The sequence below is a fragment of the Sulfolobus sp. A20 genome (assembly GCF_001719125.1).
In the GTDB taxonomy this organism is placed as follows: domain Archaea; phylum Thermoproteota; class Thermoprotei_A; order Sulfolobales; family Sulfolobaceae; genus Saccharolobus.
In genome coordinates this window covers 941060-959797 of record NZ_CP017006.1, presented here as the reverse complement: position 1 = coordinate 959797, position 18738 = coordinate 941060, and the positions used below count along the sequence as shown (strand labels likewise).

General features: G+C 31.3%; 16 protein-coding genes. 4 read left to right on the top strand and 12 right to left on the bottom strand.

The genetic code is table 11. From position 1 onward, the window contains the following. The first annotated feature begins 25 nt into the window (after window positions 1-25). Entirely contained in the window at window positions 26-928 is a 903-nt protein-coding gene (locus tag BFU36_RS05305; RefSeq protein WP_069282589.1) for a CBS domain-containing protein, read from the top strand. Window positions 929-1179: 251 nt separating this feature from the next. Here BFU36_RS05305 and BFU36_RS05300 read toward each other — a convergent pair whose 3' ends face one another. The 9 genes from BFU36_RS05300 to upsX all read right to left on the bottom strand — a co-directional run bounded on the left by BFU36_RS05300 (window position 1180) and on the right by upsX (window position 12553). Beyond that, window positions 1180-3810 carry an ATP-dependent helicase gene (locus tag BFU36_RS05300; RefSeq protein ID WP_069282588.1) on the bottom strand — a complete coding sequence of 877 codons (2631 nt, stop codon included), beginning with the start codon at window positions 3808-3810 and terminating at the stop codon, window positions 1180-1182. Between the two features lie 40 nt (window positions 3811-3850). Continuing rightward, the gene (locus tag BFU36_RS05295) at window positions 3851-5242 is read right to left on the bottom strand and encodes a glycosyltransferase family 2 protein (RefSeq protein WP_197490551.1); all 1392 of its coding nucleotides are present in this window, start codon (window positions 5240-5242) and stop codon (window positions 3851-3853) included. Next, the gene (locus tag BFU36_RS05290) at window positions 5235-5819 is read right to left on the bottom strand and encodes a ParB N-terminal domain-containing protein (RefSeq protein WP_069282586.1); all 585 of its coding nucleotides are present in this window, start codon (window positions 5817-5819) and stop codon (window positions 5235-5237) included. Before BFU36_RS05290 ends, BFU36_RS05295 begins: the two co-directional genes overlap by 8 nt. Then, window positions 5767-6468, bottom strand: a complete 702-nt coding sequence (gene nth / locus BFU36_RS05285) for an endonuclease III (protein WP_069282585.1) — start codon at window positions 6466-6468, stop codon at window positions 5767-5769. Before nth ends, BFU36_RS05290 begins: the two co-directional genes overlap by 53 nt. Before the next feature lie 134 nt (window positions 6469-6602). Further along, window positions 6603-6998: a pilin subunit UpsB gene (gene upsB, locus BFU36_RS05280; RefSeq protein ID WP_069282584.1), complete on the bottom strand. Its 396-nt coding sequence runs from the start codon at window positions 6996-6998 to the stop codon at window positions 6603-6605. Window positions 6999-7013: 15 nt separating this feature from the next. Further along, on the bottom strand, window positions 7014-7457 hold the full coding sequence (gene upsA, locus BFU36_RS05275; RefSeq protein WP_069282583.1) for a pilin subunit UpsA: 444 nt from the start codon (window positions 7455-7457) through the stop codon (window positions 7014-7016). A gap of 75 nt (window positions 7458-7532) precedes the next feature. After that, complete coding sequence (upsF, locus tag BFU36_RS05270; protein ID WP_069282582.1) at window positions 7533-9062, bottom strand: membrane pilin protein UpsF; 1530 nt, start codon at window positions 9060-9062, stop codon at window positions 7533-7535. Beyond that, window positions 9043-10464 (bottom strand): type II/IV secretion system ATPase subunit, encoded by a 1422-nt coding sequence (locus BFU36_RS05265; RefSeq protein WP_069282581.1) that lies wholly within the window; start codon window positions 10462-10464, stop codon window positions 9043-9045. The genes upsF and BFU36_RS05265 overlap by 20 nt, the downstream gene beginning before the upstream one ends. A 28-nt stretch (window positions 10465-10492) precedes the next feature. Further along, window positions 10493-12553: a protein UpsX gene (gene upsX / locus BFU36_RS05260; RefSeq protein ID WP_069282580.1), complete on the bottom strand. Its 2061-nt coding sequence runs from the start codon at window positions 12551-12553 to the stop codon at window positions 10493-10495. Between the two features lie 1072 nt (window positions 12554-13625). On the opposite strand from upsX, the gene BFU36_RS13800 reads away from it, so the two are divergent. Then, window positions 13626-13799, top strand: coding sequence for a hypothetical protein (locus BFU36_RS13800; protein ID WP_156770057.1), 174 nt, complete (start codon window positions 13626-13628; stop codon window positions 13797-13799). On the opposite strand, the gene BFU36_RS05255 is transcribed toward BFU36_RS13800, so the two are convergent. Next, window positions 13787-14449, bottom strand: a complete 663-nt coding sequence (locus BFU36_RS05255) for a hypothetical protein (protein ID WP_069282579.1) — start codon at window positions 14447-14449, stop codon at window positions 13787-13789. The genes BFU36_RS13800 and BFU36_RS05255 overlap by 13 nt on opposite strands. A 69-nt stretch (window positions 14450-14518) precedes the next feature. Between BFU36_RS05255 and BFU36_RS05250 the strand changes: the two genes are divergently transcribed. Then, on the top strand, window positions 14519-15415 hold the full coding sequence (locus tag BFU36_RS05250) for an FAD-dependent oxidoreductase (protein WP_069282578.1): 897 nt from the start codon (window positions 14519-14521) through the stop codon (window positions 15413-15415). A 104-nt stretch (window positions 15416-15519) separates the two neighbouring features. Here BFU36_RS05250 and BFU36_RS05245 read toward each other — a convergent pair whose 3' ends face one another. Together BFU36_RS05245 and cimA are read right to left on the bottom strand one after the other, a co-directional pair. Further along, entirely contained in the window at window positions 15520-16428 is a 909-nt protein-coding gene (locus BFU36_RS05245) for a 4-hydroxybenzoate octaprenyltransferase (protein ID WP_069282577.1), read from the bottom strand. Continuing rightward, window positions 16425-18074, bottom strand: a complete 1650-nt coding sequence (cimA, locus tag BFU36_RS05240; RefSeq protein ID WP_069282576.1) for a citramalate synthase — start codon at window positions 18072-18074, stop codon at window positions 16425-16427. The genes BFU36_RS05245 and cimA overlap by 4 nt, the downstream gene beginning before the upstream one ends. On the opposite strand from cimA, the gene BFU36_RS05235 reads away from it, so the two are divergent. Continuing rightward, the gene (locus tag BFU36_RS05235) at window positions 18025-18564 is read left to right on the top strand and encodes a hypothetical protein (RefSeq protein ID WP_069282575.1); all 540 of its coding nucleotides are present in this window, start codon (window positions 18025-18027) and stop codon (window positions 18562-18564) included. The two genes, cimA and BFU36_RS05235, sit on opposite strands and share 50 nt — an antisense overlap. Window positions 18565-18738: the final 174 nt, after the last annotated feature.

The following is an 18738-nucleotide window of genomic DNA, read 5'->3' as shown; positions in this document are numbered from 1 at the left end:
CTAATTTTAAATTATAATTTAGAGTATGCAGAATCTTTCACCCACCCAAAGGGAAATATTACTTGCACTTACAGATTTATATAATAAGCATAAAAGGATGATAAAAAGCAAGGAAGTAGCTGACGTTATAAATAAGGATGAAGGTACAGTAAGGAACATAATCTTAAGTTTAAAAGTGCTAGGTCTAATTGAATCTAAACCAGGTCCTAATGGTGGTTACATACCTACTTTAAAAGCTTACGAAATTATAAACAATCCAACAATAACCCCTATTCTCGACAAGTTAAGTCTATATAAAGGTATGATAGAAACAGATATCAAGATAGAGAATATAGAAATTATAGACATAACTAATCCTTCCGCTAATCGTGTTCTTCTTAAAGTAGAGGGTGACTTAAGAAAATTAAAAGTAGGAGACCCAGTCAGACTAGGACCAACGCCATATAGTAGATTAGTTATAGAAGGACTAATATTACATCTAGATGAAGCTAGTAAGGAGGTGGTTGTAGACGTGAAAAGAATGATAAGTATCCCTAAAGAAAAAGTTAGAAACTTGATATCAAAGAAACTGATTGCCCTAAAACCAGAGACTAGCCTCAGAGAAGCATCAATGATATTTTACAAAGAATCTATAAGAGGAGCTCCAGTAATAGATCATGATGAAAAAGTAATTGGGATCTTAACTACTGCTGATATTATAAAAGCTTTCTTTGAAGGAAACTATGATGCTAAAGTAACTGACTACATGAAGACAAATGTAATAACTATTAAAGAAAATGATGATATTTTGGAAGCTATAAGGAAAATGATAATATATAATGTAGGAAGACTATTAGTTATTGACTCTGACAGCAAGGCAATAGGAATTGTTACTAGAACTGACATTTTAAGATCTATTGCTGGTCTTGAAGGTCTATGGGTAACTTGAGAGAAAGATGCGGAATCATATGCAACGATAAGTTCTATGAAATTGAAAACTCTAGTAACTCGACGATGGAATTTACTTGTAATGCTGAAGCATTGTATAGGATACTAATTAAATGTGGAGGAGACGTTAAAGCAATAGTTCATACACATATGTTAGATTGTTTCCCTAGCTCTAGAGACTTAATTTCCATGGAAATATGGAACGTGACTTGGATAATTGTTTCAAATAGTTGTATAAAAGCATTTAGAAAATTAAACGGAAGTATAAGCGAGGTCGATATTAACTCCCTTTTGCCTCAAGAAGTCTATGACCTTATCGTGAAGCTTCTTCATTAATTCTCTCTTATCTTCAGCTAGAACTACATCTGAATGTCCCTTAATTATAATACTATGGGAAAACGGACTTGGAATAGTAGTAGGACCAAATATAACCAGCCTTATTTCACTACCTTCTATTTTCTTCAGTATCTCTTTAGCTCTAATTACGTCCATATGATCTTCTAATATTTCCCTTATTGTCTCTTTGAGAACTGGGAAGTCTGGAAACTCCTTTATAGAATTTAAAAGTATTTCTGAGTTAAGTTCTCTTCTCTCTAAATTGGTTTCTCTTCCCTTGTATCTTCTTAATATCATAAACGATCTCTCCGCACAATGTCTAAACCTCCTTTTTAACATTTCAGTCCTCATAATCGCTTTGCTCAATATATCATAAATATTTGATGATTTAACCTTATCGAATAGTCTCAAAACATTATAGCTATCCAAATTAGAAACCTTACTAACACTTAGAGAGAAACCATTATCTGTAACTGATATCTTCACATCTATATTTAGATCCTCACTTAAAGCATAAGCTAAAGCTCTAGATAAAGCATCGAGTGCTCTTCTGCCAAAAAGTGCATGAAATATATAGTTTCTAATGCCTTCCTCATCGTCATAAATTTCGATCATTATTAATTTATCTGATGGTATTATTCCATTTGTAAATAAATATTGTTCCAATATATAATTGTAAATTGTTGATGAAGCAGATTTCGAAATACTATACTCTTTTGAAATCCACTCTATTATTTCTTCTTTATTATTTCCTTTACTCAACATCTCTGCAACAGTTCTTCTAAACTTTCCAATTTCAAGGGCTGATTCGTAGGATAATGGCAACATCTCTGAAAACCAACTGGGCACTGTAGGTCTCTGCCCAGCTGCATCTTTTACTACTACCTTAGAACCTTTACTACTTAGGAACTCATAAGTTCTACCGCCTAATACAAAAATATCCCCGGGAGATAGGATCTCTACAAATTCTTCTTCCAAATTACCTACATATTTACCATAATCTGTAATAACCTCAATCATAGCTTCGTCTGGTATGGTACCACTATTCATAAAGAATATCATTCTACTACCTCTTTTAGGATAAATTAGTTTATCCTCTTTTAGTCTAATTTTAGAATAAACATTTTTTAATTCCAGCCCAAATAGCTCACCATTAAGGTATCTAATCACAGACTCATATTCTTCATTTGTGAGATCTTGAAAATTGTAGGAATTCCTTAAGATATTATATAATTCTTCTTTCTCAATATTCGAAATCAAGCTGGAGGCTACTATTAATTGTGAAAGGACATCTAATGGTTTTTTAGGTATATTAATATTATCAATCTTTCTATCAACCGCTAGTTTAGTTAACACAGTACACTCTACTAGATCATCCCTATCTACAACCACTATCCTACCTTTACTAATATTTCTAATGTGGTGCCCAGCCCTTCCTATCCTTTGTAAAAGCCTACTAACACTCTTAGGGCTACTTAGCAAAATTACTAGATCGATATAACCTATGTCTATACCTAATTCTAAACTTGTAGAAGAGACAACTACTTTCAAGAGCCCTCTCTTCAACTTATCCTCTACCTCAAGTCTAACATTTCTACTTAAACTACTGTGATGCGCTTCAATCTGATTAACATCTAGAACACCTTCTTTTTCGGCTATTTTCCTAAGCTTAAAAGAGACTCTTTCAGCAGCATGTCTCGTATTAGTGAAAATTAAAGTAGTTCTGTGTTTTTTAATTTCGTTTATTAAAGTTTTATATATACCTTCTTCAACTTCCTGCTCAGAAGAGTGTATAAGGTCTCTAACTGGTGTTATAACCTTAATATCGACCGGCTTTACGAATCTAGCATCTATTATTCTGCATTCTCTGTTTTTACCAACTAGATATTGTGCAACCTCTTCTAATGGAGAGACTGTTGCACTTAAACCTACTCTTATAAACTCTTTTTTGGTTATTAACGTTCTAAATAGTTCCAACATACCAGATAGATATGCTCCTCGCTTGTTATTAGCTAATTCATGTATTTCATCTACTATAACCCATTTAACGTCTGCCAGCTTTTGGCTAAATTTAGGAGATGTAATCGAAATGGCAAAAGATTCCGGAGTAGTAATTAATATATGAGGAGGTACACGTAGCATTTTCTGTTTTTCATAGGATGTTGTATCACTTGTTCTTATTCCGATTCTTATATTAGGCAAATTAGGATATAGTTGTTTTAACTCATTTAACGGTTCCAATAAGTTTCTCTGCATATCGTTATTAAGAGCTCTAAGCGGAGAAATGTAAATTGCATAAACCTTATCTTCTAGCATGTTATTCTCAGCCATCTCAAAGAGAGAATCAAGAATTCCAAGGAATGCAGCTAACGTTTTTCCGCTTCCGGTAGGACTAGATACCAAAACATTAAAGCCACTCTTTATTAGAGGAATTGACGCTCTTTGTGGGGGAGTAAACGTACCATATTTGTTCTTGAACCACTCAGCTACATAGGGTCTTAGCAATTTATATATTTCTTCATCAGCATAAAAATAGGTCGTACTCAACTTGTTATGAAATTCATTCGGACCTTTAAAAACACTTCTTTCATAATCCCTTTACAAATGCTATGAACGTATATAGATATCCTATAGAATAATAAAGTAACCAAATAGAGTTTATTATATCTCCTCTCATGAAGTATATTATGGAGGAAAATATAAATATGATTCCGAAGAATAAAATAGGTAATCCTATCTTATTATTCCTAACTCGTGTACCTTTAGGCGTAACCACGTATGTCCTGGACTTGCTAAATGCTTTAATAGTACTTACCAATAAATACGGAGATATTCCTACAGTATAAGCAGATAGTCTTCCTAATGCTTGAAGGCTTTTTACGATACTGATTCCCATTTTAACCGACGCTTTAATAAATATGTAAGCATAAGCTACTAAGGCTGAAACCCATATTGCTAAGATAGGCAAACTAAGATTTATGTTGAAATTCGTAAAAGAAGCGATAGCCAGTGCTAAACCACCAATGAATGTTAGTATTATTGGAATATATTGCGATAGATAAATTATTATTTCTATTTTTTGATATAGTTTAGCCTTGCTATTTATGATATGATAAAACCTATTTACTAGAACCTCCATAGTGCCCATAGCCCATCGTGTCTGTTGAATATAAAATGAGATTAAATTATCGGGGACTTCTACAAAAACCGGAGAGGATGAAGAACATATTTTACATCCTAATTTAATTAACCTAGCTCCTAGCTCGTAATCGTCTTGAATCATTCTATAATCCCATCCTCCTACGTCTTCTAGAATTTTTCTCTTATAAATTGTACCGCATCCAATAGGCATAACTTTTAAGCCAAGTCTATCCCTTCCTCTGAGGATAGATTTACTAGTTATAACCGTAGAAACCATTAAAGCTCTAGCTAAAGAAGAATTCTTATTCTCTGAATAACCGTGCCATTCCATCGTTATTGCGTCACAGCCAAACTTTAACATCTGATAATAGGCTTTTATTAATGAGTCCTCGCTTATCCTAGCATCAACATCTAATGTTAAAATTAGGTCGCCAGTACTTTTTCTAAATCCATATAAAAGGGCACCACTCTTATAACCAAGTCTTTCTTCCCTTCTATACAGTTTGACTTCTAGCCCTTTCGGCACGTACAACTTTGAAACTAACTCTTCAAAATATTGCTCATTATCATCGGATACAATAATAATTTCTAGTTTATTCTTATCCCAGTTCGCCTTATACAAATTGTCTATAAGACCTTGTATTATATCAATCTTCTCACCTTTCGTAGGTACTATTATTGATAATTTAGGTAGGGAGACAGAACTATTTGTATCACTATTACTAATTATATCTCCTAGATCTGGATAGCTTCTTCCAAAAATATATAGGATAATCTGATTTAATATCACTAAAAACGGTATTATAAGTACTACTACGTTAATGATAATATCAAATATCATCTATAGATAGATGAAACTGGGGTATAATAAATGCATACGTATGTCTTGATGTCTTAGGAGGAAATCTTAATCCTTTATTAGCAATATTAATTATCTCTTCTTTCTCTAATGGAGGTGGTATTAAATCACCAGATATTCCCTTTTCTGTTCTTATTCCCAAATTAAAAATGAACCTCTCTATTGATTCTAATTTCCAATACAATTTATAAGTAGAGTTATCACACACTCTGATATTATCAAATTTTGCGCAGACCTTCCCTTCAGATGCTAATGAAGAAATTATGCTTTTAGCTAATGACGGGTTTGAGAACCTTCTATACCAAATATCTACATTAATGCCGGGAGAATTATATTTCACATATATTACAGGTATTCTTCTTAATGAAATTAATAGAGACGCTTTATGCCTATGATGTCCATCTAATATTACATAAGTATTCTCATCTACGATGATTGGTTTGATCACTCTGAATTTTCGTATGCTAAGTGTTATGTTCATCACTTTCTCGACGAGAACATCCTCATGTGGTACTAGATTTTTCGGATTTTCTGGCTCTATTCGAGTAGTATTCACAGCATTCCTTAATTACGCATATCTGACATAAAGGTTTTTTCGCCTTACAAACTGTTCTACCATGAGCTATTAACAAATGATGAAGCTTTAAAAAATCATAATTGGAGAAGTAATTCATTAAGGCCTGTGATATTTCTCTATATTTTGAACTGATAGAGACTAGACCTAGCCTTTTAGTTACTCTAGAAATATGAGTATCTACAGGAAAAACTCTTTCTCCTTTACAAGTCAACAAGACAACATCTGCAGTTTTTTCCCCTATACCATTGAAGCTTAATAGAACTTCTCTAGCGTTAGGCGAAGCTAAAATGATATTGATATCTCCTTTATATTGATTTAATAATATGCTAGAGATCTCCTTTATCCTTTTAGCTTTGCTCTTGTATAAACCTGAAACCTTTATTGATTCTTCTATCGAATTCAATGGAGATTCAGCTAAATTAATTACATTAACACCTATGTTCGTTTCTAGATTCATGTAGGCTTTTAGAGCAGACTTATCAGTGGAGTTTTGTGAAAGTATAGTCGAGACAAGCACTTTGAAACAATCCTTATATTTAAGCCATACATAATACGCTATATATTCTTCCGGCTTAATTGTATATTCTCGTTCCAATTTATAATATACAAAATCGGCTTTACAAGTCATATTTATACACTAAACACTCAATGATAATAATGATATATTCTTTGATAAAACTGTCTTTAGCATACATTACTATCAAACACTTTTTATCAATACGAAGTTGTACCAATTTTAAAAATAAAAAACTTATTAGTGTATTATATCTGGTAGTAGTAATAATTATCATTAATTTGCAAAATAATAGTCGAATTAGGCTCTACATAAAAAGATGATCCCAATATTGAAGAAAACCGTACAATTTCTCCTGGATAAACAGTATATTTAACGTTATATGTTCTATTCATAATAGTTATACCAGTAATAATAGCTGGAACGTTGCCATAGTTATAAATCAATATTCCGCTAGAAGTGTAGTTCAATGGAATTACTGAAATTTTAGTCTGTATTTCATTAACTAGATTGCCATAATTCACATTTATACTTGATTTATTTATGTTATATACGTTATAAAAATACAAATATAACGGCAAAAGAAGTGATAAAGTAATAACAATGACTATAATTGTAGAAAAAATAGATGAAATAGCTTTCATTTCCAATCTACCTTGCTAAGCAATAGAGGCCAATACGTTCTGAACTATACTGTATGGTTTACCATTAGGTAAATGCCCGCTAATAACCACAGTATAATATTGACCTGCTATTATTTGTCCATCAATTAGGGTTACGTTTTGTATAGATTGACCAGGTTGCAAAAGTGTCGGGGCGAATGATGGAGAAAACTTAGTAGAGCCGTTTATAATACTTATACTTTCAATATATATTTGAGTATTTCCTACATTAGTTATATAATATTGTAAGTAAGCTTCATTATTGCTAGGATTTACTAGTATATTTAGCTGTGCTTGAAGATTTGCATTTTGTGTCAAAGAGCTAAACATCCCACTAGCATATGCATAAAGTAGACTTCCTAAAACTAGAGTTATCGCTAACACTATTACAGTTCCTAGGATAGAGGAAAGAGCTTTTTTAGTCTTAGTCCTCCTATACATTATACTGCACCTAACACTATAATTTTATATTAATTATAGTCAGTAAAGTGAAAGTATTGTCGAAGTAATCCCGATCTATAAAAAATTCATGAATAGACCACCTAAAAATATTATTATAGATAAAGATATTGCCAAGAGAAGAAATAATGGGAAATTAAATATAGTAAACCTAGATAATTTAGCATATATTATACCTAATACTATACTATATATCGCAACTATTGGATCAAGATTACCCACACTCTTTATTTTAGATAAAACGTCAAAAGCAAAATAGAGTAAAAATGGTGTAGCTATGGATAATGAATTAAACAGTTGAAGATTTCGTAATATCTTCTCTCTTAACGTTATATAATTACCTATAAGAATTGAAATCTCCTTAAAGATAAAACTATCAGCATATCCTTTCTTTTCTAAATTATCTAAGAATTCTAGCACGGCATTCAAAACCCAGCTGTTAGTGTTAAGGCGAGTTAAGGGCAGATCTCTTTTTACTAATTCCTTTACCTTCCCAATAAATTTAGTCGTTTTAGTGTCTAAGTTCTTCTCATTTAATTTAAGCAGAGAATTTCTTACACCATAGCCTAATTTGACATAATCCGCAATATCAGATAAAATATTCGGCATAGTATGAAGTATATCATCGCTACTTTTTATACGATTATACACGAAAAATGTAAATATAGTAAATAATGCATAAACTATAATAATATCATAAAGTAGATTTATACGTAAGAGTAGAAGACCTATCGCTAACGGAAGACACAAAAGTATAAGCTTCTCCTTGGTTGTTAAAGCCACGTTATATCCCACATTGGGTTGTGACAAAGTTATCATCAAATAAATACCCGGTGAAAAGAATAATGGTATTAACAACATAAATAAATTAATTGATGATGATATAAATTGAAATGCTAGTAATACCATGGGAGTAACCAAATATAACATAAATAATATTTCAACAATGTCGTTAGCTCTATTAACATAACTTTCAAGGGAGGATTTTAGATTATCTAAACTCTCCTCAATAAGATCCCTAATCCTTTCCTGCAATGATATTCCTATGTTTTCACCAGCTAAGTATGTGGAGTAAACTTTTCCTAAGGAATCGTTCTTATGAACCCTAGCCCTACTCTCGATAGCTAAAATGGACGACTTGCCTAAGACCTCTACTTCTTTGACTAATAGTGCTGCCTCCTTTTTAAGTCCTTTAAAGACCACTGAGTTACTTATTTCTTCAAAAGTCTTATACAAGCTTTTTCCTAAGAAGCTGTTTATATATGCAAATAATAGAAACACTATCAGCTCGTCTTCTATGGCCTTTTTTTGCTCATTCTTCTTTACTTCGGTAATGATTATTGGATACAGATAAATAAATATATTTATAAAATTGATCAAAATAAAATAAATACTAATTTTCATAGAAATTAAAATGGAAATTATAGTGATAAGTGGAATTAAGAATAGAAGCTTTCTATAATTTTTACTAGTCTTGTTGATATCATCACCATAATATAAAATATTCTGATTAATTTTATTATAATATAGATATATTATAGATAATTTATCAAAAATTTTACTTATATTATTTATTTTCAATTTCATTCTCGTCACCTATATAGAATTTTCTCAAATAAGAATTTAATTCTTCTAAATCAAAAACCTCTTCATTTACTAAATTATTAATGAATTGAGCTCTACGGCTTATCTCATTAATTATCTCTTTCGAGTGTATCTCATAAACTTTAGAAATATACTTTAACTTGTATGATCTTTTAAACAGCTCTTCTGCATTCATAGGAATAAATGAATTATTTATATAAGACCACTTAAAAATTTTCAAGAATTTCAATTTGTTATTATTATATTCTAACTCATAAACTGCCTTAACTATCCTCCTTATGTTATTATTTTCATCTCTTATTGAACCAAGAACTATTATATTCCACAAATTCTGAATAAAAAGTTTAGTTATGTCCTTATTAAGAAGGCTAGTCAGCCTAGTTAAGGTTTCTTGAGGACTTCCTGCATGGAAAGTAGCTAGTGAGCCATGGCCGGAAGCTGAAGCATGGACTAGAGCTTCAATTTCTTTACCTCTTACTTCACCTATAACTAGATAATCCGGTCTATATCTTAGTGAAAGCTTAGCCAAATCCATTAATGATACTTCAAATTGTGAAAATAGTGACTGTCTAGCAAAAAGTCTTATCCAGTTATCATGAAACAGATTGATTTCTGGTGTATCTTCAATAGTAATTATCTTATAAAAAGGGTTAACCATACTTAATATTGCGTTTAATAGCGTAGTTTTTCCAGATCCGGTAGATCCTGTTATTAGAATAAAAGGCTTATAGTCCAGTAAAAACCATATATATGATAATAGAAGTGGACTCATAGAATTATTTTTAACTAGTGAAATAGGACTTATAGGCTTCAACGGGAATTTTCTTATGTCTATCGTTGAGCCTGGCAAGGATATTTCCCTAGAAACGGTCACAGCAACCCTATGTCCTTCTGGTAAAGAGAATTCTAAATATGGCCTAGCAATATTGACTGAACGATCTGCTTTACTTGCTAACTTCTCTATTATCCTAATGACTTCGTCTTCAGTTTTAAAAACAATGTTTGTATAAAGCCTTGGGAACCGTGTTACCTCTCTATGAACTATAGTTATAGGATATGAGAAACCCTTACACTCAATTTCCTCGACGTAAGGGTCTGACATGGGAACCAGGAGATCCTCATAAGTTATCTTTTTTCTTATAAAGTACATTATCCTTTCTATTACGTTTTGATCATCTACCCCCTTTTCTTTGAAGAATTTTAGTAATATATCTTCTGCGCTAGAGACTGTTGGAAATGAATAAATGTAATCTATTACCTCTTGTAATAATCTAATCTCATTTTCATTTAGACTTGGCTCAATTACTTTATAATACCCAATACCGTTCTCCTCATATATAATTACCTTCGCGTTTAGGACTGAGTACTCTTGAAGAATTTTCATCAGATATATGTTATAATAAAAGTTAGACTCACTGAATGCCGAAAGTACGCAAAATTTCCTTTAAGTGATTAGAGATTCTATAACCTAAGATTAAAGAAGTATGTAAGGAGTTGAAATAGTATTCTTTTTCCCATGTAAAACCCCAATAGTAGGCTCTAATCTTTATACAATTATAGGTAGGTTCTATTGGAAACGATATCTTACTAACCCCTTCAGATACTCCCCTATAAGAATGTACTCCATATATTATTTCAAACGGGACGCCCTTTTTAATTTGAGCATGAATTAGTAGTGAATGTTTATTATAATTCAATGTTATTTCCTCAATAGGATTCTCTATACCGAATATTAAATACTCTCTGCTATAATTATTTTTTTGAACCTTATGTATTTTATAACCCTTTTCAACTGCTATTTTGCTACCATCGAGATCAATAACATTCCCCTCTTTTTCCACTATTACACCTTTATAATCAGCTGGATGCACGTATATCTCTTCCCATTCGAAAAACTGATTTCGTTTCAACAATACTCGCTTATATAGGCTATTATCAATAATTCTTACTTCTTCTACAAGTTTATTATGGTCATTATCGCTTATGACTACTATTGGTAACAAAAATTCAAAAGAGTCGATTAATTTGCGCCAAACATAGACATTTATCTTTATCGGTAATTTATCCATACTTTGATATAAATTCAATGGGATTTCAACCTTTTTCTCTCCTACCTTTTCATCCTCTAACTTAATATTATATACTACGTCTGCTACGTTTATGGAGATATTAGCTTCAACCTTAGTTGGAATTGCAAACCTTATAACACCGACTAATATTGCATTTTTATCTGGATACTTAATTAATTTGCCACCTTTGGTAGCCAAAAAAATTTTCCCATCTACAAACTCTATATGTGGTTCATCAGAAGAATAGTTAAGTATGAGGGAAGTAGAAAAGAACAAATTTCCTAGATGTAGATTTAGATTTCCTTTCCTAAATTCATATGGCTCAATATAAATTAGTTTTGAACTGCCCTCTTCATCTTTGATGTTAATTATCTGACCGTTTTCAATATGGATATCCTGCCAATATCCATTATCTATATTGATAGTTACCGGGGATTGGAAGGAGTTATGTGAGTTTATGACCCTAAATGGTTTATAATTTTCTAATAATAGGCTTGATGCAATTACTCCATTCTTTGACATCATATAAATTTTTTTATTATCAACAGTAAAACTGCTTACATTGGAGAATTCAATTAACTTACTAAAACTATTATCATATATAGCTAATTTACCGTTGCTATCCAATAGACCTATGTAGCTTTTGCTTAACGCGATAAAAAACTCTGATTCCACATAATAATTTAGTTCTCTCCAACCATAATTATAATAATACTTCAGTTTATCTCCACAAATAATTAACAAGCCACCTTGAAATTCCCCAATTAGATGGACCTCATCAACACAAATACCTAAGGTACCCTTCCTAGCTGATTTTATGATCCCTTTTTCTTCCCAAAAAATATCCCCATAAATTTCATTATATCCCAGATACTTCCCTGTGATATTTAATTTATTTATATTACTAAATTTATCTATTATGACAGTTAAATTATCTCTTACTATAGAAATATAGTTTTTTGATAAATAGAGTTTTCTCCCATTTTCTATTTCAATTCTATTACCCTTGTAATATATTTCCACTTTATCTTTATTTAGAAATATCTTTCTAGCATTATAAAAAATATATTTTTCATATTCATTGCCATTAAATATATATTTCCCATTTTTGAAATAGATTGGATAGATCTTATTATCAAAGAAAACATAATCTATTACATTATTGGAACTCTCATCTATGACTACATTCTCATTTCCCTTGTATAATGAAATTGCTTTGTTACCTCTTTTTATTATCCATTCATCATCGGACTGATTTATTTGATTATTTTCAATATTAATTGTCGGCTGTTTAATGGCATCACATAGCAGTTCTGGATTTCCCTTCGAATCATAATCGAAGTTACAGTTAACATCTCCGGGTAAATCTATTTTTTGAATTAAGGTAAATTTAGGTAATTTCATTCCTTAGTTATGCTATAAAATCTAGTCAGAGGTTTTTGAAACAAATAGTGATTATCCCACAATGAAAAATATAGTGCCATTTTGATGGTACAAAATAATTTATAAAATTTGTAAATATAGTCTAGTCATGAGTATTTAAAAATTAGGAAAATCCCATGCGTAAATAGGTTAGTTAAGATTTTTATATCCTTATAACGACACAATATACAAAATAATGAATTTGAATATTAACTATAAATAAAAAACGTTTAAATTCGTCTCATTACCCATTCCGTTTACATTCAGCATTATAAAAAGATATTGTGATTCCATATAATATACAAACTCAGGCTATGGTTGCATTATTATTTAGACGAATCCCTTCAAAAAAGAAAACTTAAGCGGTAAAAGGGACTAGAGGATATTGAATATGATTGGCATTTTCACAAGAAGGTTAAGAGTATATTAGAAGACTTAGCTAGGAAGATTGGTAAGTTAATTTTATGGTATAGCCAAATCACTTAACGTTTAAACAATCTCCTTAGAGGATTTGTACAACATGATAAGGAAGTTTTAAGAGATTATTTTTAGTGATAAATTGTACTTAACACAGTATCATCATGTGTAGTATTCGACTGAATAGAAGGATAAGAAACATAGGTTGAGAGTTGTCTATGTAGATCATAATTATTCTCATATCCATTGCTCTAAATGTGGCAAAGATATGGAAGAAATCTCTTTTAGGTATTATCGCTATCCTAGTTGTGGCTATGAGAATGAACTATAGCCATATAAGCATAACGACTATTCTATTCAAGTAAAGAATAATAATATTATTCAAACTTTAAATGAAGAATGGAAAATATTGAGGGTAAGTATATAGAGAATAGTTTTTAGCTAACTTTGTTCTAGTAGATAAGAAAAAATAAGAAAAAGGAGAGATATTGCTCATACTAAAATAGCTAAGAGTATTATTCAGACCTTTAATTGCATTATATCGTTTAATCTTGGGTAATAATGATATCACTTTTAATCGGGTAGTATTGAAGATTATTTTCAAATACATTATATTTGATAGGGATAAATATCCCTTATGAATGGCATGTATTATTTAGTATTGATAACGGTTATGATCATATTTGCTTCCATTGTAATAGTTAAGATTCAGAGCCAGATTATTGAGAGCTTTCTATTAGCTTTATCATTACCATTTCTCTTAGAGATGGTAAAAATATTGAAGATCTCCAGAAAAATTCATAAAATATAAGGTTTTATGTTCTTTTTACATAATCCTCTATTTTCGCAAATTTGAAAGAAGCATTCTATAGCCTTTCTGCCCTTTAGTCCTAGTTCCTTACTATATGACAAAATCTCCTTATTATTCTCTTGAATTGAAGCGGATTCCCTTATGATTGCCTTGATTTTTAAAAGCTCACCTTCTGAGAGTCTTGTCGATCCTATTAGGCTTATTACAATTGGTAAATCCCCACACTCTTGTCTCCATAATTCACCTAGAGAAATGTTATAACCATCATAATCTATCATCGCGTCAGCACCTTGACAATCTTCCCCCTTAACTACTTCAATATGATGTTTAAAATTTGTCAATGCCTTAAATAGATAGTACTCAGTTGAGTTTGAACCCTTCACACATATTTTGTTAATAATGTCTCTATGCAATTTTATCCCTAATTTTTCAATAACAAAGGCACCATTACTTATTAATTTTATTCCTTGGATGAAATTAAGCAAAGGAAGTGGAATAAACGCTAGGTCGAATTCATTCAATCTAAACTTTAGCTCATCTTCTTTTACATTTATAATATTTAGTATCAAATTTTTACTTAAGGATTTGTTAATAATTGGCTTTAAGGACGATAGTTCTCTCTTATCGATGTATGCTAAACTTAGATCCACGTGTTATACATTTGATTTAAGCAGATATTTTAGTTTATCTTATAAAAGGGGATAATTAATAGATCAGTGATGGAAAGAGTAATAATTGTTGGCTCCGGTTATGCTGGACTAAACGCGTTTTATGAAACTAAAGGAAATATGGACAAATTACTAATATCTGATAGTGACCATTTCATTTATTATACTTTATTTTTAAAGAATATGTTGTTCAATAAGAATATTAATTATAAGACGAGAGTGAAGATTAATCTTCTTGATAGAGTGAAGGAAATAGATACAGAAAGAATAGCAGTTAAAACTAATAATAATGAAGAGTATCAAGGCGATTATCTCGTATTAGCATTAGGATGTAATAGAAGTGAGCAGATAAGTTTTATCCAAAAGATTACTCATGAACAAAGGATAATACTTGGAGTTGAAGATCCTTTTGATGAATATCTTGCTATTCAATTAGCGTTTTACTTGAAAAAACTAGATAAAGAAATATATTACTCTGGTTCCTATCTCAGTTGGTTAGGTGACAATGTTTCAAGTAACTTAGAGAATTTAATGGAAAAGTACGGGATTAAGAGTAAGGAAAAGGCTGAACATATATTACCGACGTGTAAACCGAATCAAGTATTAGGCGAGTTTTTACAAGTTAAAAGTAATTTAGAATACAAAAGCCGCGTATTTGCAATAGGAGACATGATAAAAGGCTATCCCAAACTTGGAGAATTAGCAATGAGACAAGGTATCTACGTTGGAAAATACTTGTCTGGCAAAATTAGGAATTCTTTCAATCCAATATTTATAAATATTATAGATACTGGAATGGGTGAAGCAATTCATATAAGGTCAAATAAGCCGTGGAACGGAAGCCTGGTAAGTGTAAAACTTTCTAGATTGAGAGCATTTATGAAAGGATTCCTTGAAAAATATTATATTTTAAGAAAAGGTAAGATGGGATTCTTGTATTACATTTAGGATATCCAGGGACCTCGGGGGGAGATCAAGGGGCTCCTCTCATTTTCCTAAGGTCCCTGGATACCTCTACATTTTCTATACTTTAAGGGGATTTTAATTTTTTGCTAAAACGGAATCCCTAAAATTACATCTAAATCGACGCCTAGCCCTAGCACTACTGAGGAATATATGTTATATATGAAAGCTTTTCCAAAATCTCCTTTCCTAGCAGCTAAATAATATGCATAAGCCATTATCAAGCCATGAATTAAGGTTGCTATAATAGCCATTATTCCTAATCCATAATATATATCACCTAGAAAATCTAAAATTACTGAAAATAATTGATTTAGCCCTATAAATAACAATGCTCTATTACCTAATAATACGGCAAAACTATGTAAACCCATCTGTTTATCAAAGTTTGCATCTGGTATATGATTATATAAATCGAAACCAACTGCCCATAATATTGTTGCGACTACGAAAAACCAAGGTATTCTTAAAACTATAGAGACAATGTTATGATAGTAAATACCCAATACCGCAACAGCCCCACTAAAAACTGCTAAACCTTGAATAGACGCTAAATGATAGTTAGCGAATGCTGTATATCTCTTCATATAAGGATATGAGAGTACTATTAATGCTACAAATGGAGAAAATATCAATGCCCATATATTTATGAAATATGTTACTAAAAAGAAAAATATTATTGATAAAATTATTAACAATTTAGCTTCCCAAACTTTTATTGCACCAGTGACCAAAGGCCTATTCTTAGTCCTTGGATTTTTTGAATCTATATCCAAATCTGCTAAATTGTCGTTGGTCATACCTGCAGTTCTTAGGAAGAATAATGCCAAGAACATGAGCACCAAAAGAGATATTGACGGGACTTTCTTAATAGCTACGAAAGCTCCTAAGTATGCCATGGGCAAGCTAAATAAAACTTGTTCAATTCTTAAAAATCTCATAAATACATAAAATCTGCTCTTTGAGTTTTTATTTAAACCGCCAGGATCCCAGCTCACATATTAAACATACTATTTGATATTTTTAATTTCTTCTTCAGTTGTAAGTAGTAATCTAGTCCATCTATCAAAGCCATAATCGATGCTTCAACAACACTCTTAGATACGCCTTCAGTTCTCCAATTGTTTTTACCATCAGAAAATTCAATAGTAACTCTAACTACACTCTCAGTATTCTTTACCTCCCCCGGTAATATAACCCTATAGTCGATTAACTTTACTTCACTTATTTCCGGATAAACTTTCTGTAGAGCCATCCTTAGTGCTTTATCTATTGCATTAACTGGACCTACACCTTCAGCAACTTCTAATTGAGAGTTAACCTTAACTATACCTATTGAGAGACCATTACTCTCATTTATTACCTTCCAATAATCTAACTGAATAAATTTCTCATACATTCCTAGTTCTTTTAGTGCGATGAGAGTAGCTGATGCTGGCCCTACATCGAAACTATAACCTTTAGCCTCTAACTGTTTTATGGTATTTAGTGCCTTCTTTAACCTTTCATCTCTCTTATCTATCTCGATACCTAACTTTTGTAAATAATATAATAGATTAGCAGTACCTGATAGTTCTGATACTACAAACTTTCTCTCGTTACCTAATAATGATGGGTCTACGTGTTCATATGCTCTCGGAACTTTCATTACAGCATCCACATGAACGCCTGCCTTATGGGCGAATGCATTATCTCCAACATAGGGCTGATATGGGTTAGGGGTTAGGCCTAATATTTCGTAAATAATTCTAGAGGCGTATCTTAATTTCTTTAAACTTTCATATCCTTTCAGCACATTTAAATTCATTTTAAGCAATAACGTAGGAATTATCTGTACTAGATCAGCGTTACCGGTTCTTTCACCGATACCATTAATAGTACCTTGAACATGTCTCGCCCCTGCTTTTACAGCCATTATAGAGTTTGCCACAGCACATCCTATGTCATTATGTGCATGTATTCCTAGCTTAGTTTTGATTAGTTCCTTGACTTTTTTAGTTACCTCATATATCGCATATGGAGGAGTACCACCATTCGTATCAGCTAAAGCTATAACATCAGCGCCAGCTTCTTCCGCGGTCTTGATTACTTTTACTGCATACTCCGAATCTTCTAGAAAGCCTTGATAAAAGTGTTCAGCATCAAATATTACTTTAAGTCCATGAGACTTAAGATAACTTATACTATCATAAACTATTTCCAAGTTTTCGTCTTTTGTAGCCTTAAGAATTTCAGTAACATGTAGAGACCACGACTTTCCAAACAATACTGCCACGTCAACATCAGCTTTTATGATACTATTAAGGCTCACATCTTCATTTACCTTAATATCCTTTCTTCTTGTACTACCGAAAGCTGCTATCTTGGATTTAGTTAAGGAATATTTTTTAATCTCTTTAAAGAATTCCTCATCTTTAGGGTTAGATCCTGGCCATCCCCCTTCTATATAGTCTACACCCAACTCATCCAAGACTAATGCTATCTTGATTTTATCATTAAGAGTAAAGGATATATTTGCTCCCTGCGAACCATCTCTTAATGTAGTATCTAGTACCTCAACAGATTTCTTGAACACCGGACATAGGTGAAAAAAAGTGGTAAGGATTAAAAGTTTTAATGGAAATAAAGATAAATCATATTTCATTTTTAGTGTGATACTCTTAATAATCTTTTTAATAGTACTAGGATTGTTTTTAGAAATTCCAAACTACTATCCAGGTTATAAATACGTTAGTAACGTATATTTGAAAAACTTGAAAAGTGACGTAATTCCGGCTAACACTGGAATTAATGTTATAAACATTACAATAAATCAATATAATAATACTTTAATAGCATTTGTCAAAAATTCATCTAATATGAATATCACGATAGTGAGTAGTGATGGTAGAATAATCTCAAATCAAGAAGAGTATATAGGAGTAAAGTTAAATCCAGGATTTTATAAAGTTTTTCTAGTAAACTCAAATAATATGTCACAGTATACTAAATTTGACTATGGAATTTTCAATTATAACTTTATATCTTCATTTTACTCTGGAATAAATTTGTTAAGAGAAGTTTACGAAATAATCATGGCTATAACTCTTATTTTGGCTATATATTCAGCGATAAAAGGTTTCTTTAGAAGATAGGGCATAATTCTTACTTTTGCCAATTTAATTAAATAAGGAAAATTAAATAAATAATATTAATAATAAAAATATTAAATTAAATAAATCTTATATAATGCTATCATATATATATAGAAAAATCAAAGTTTAATGGCAATATCCAAGTTATTCAACATCTCAGAATATTCCGACTCA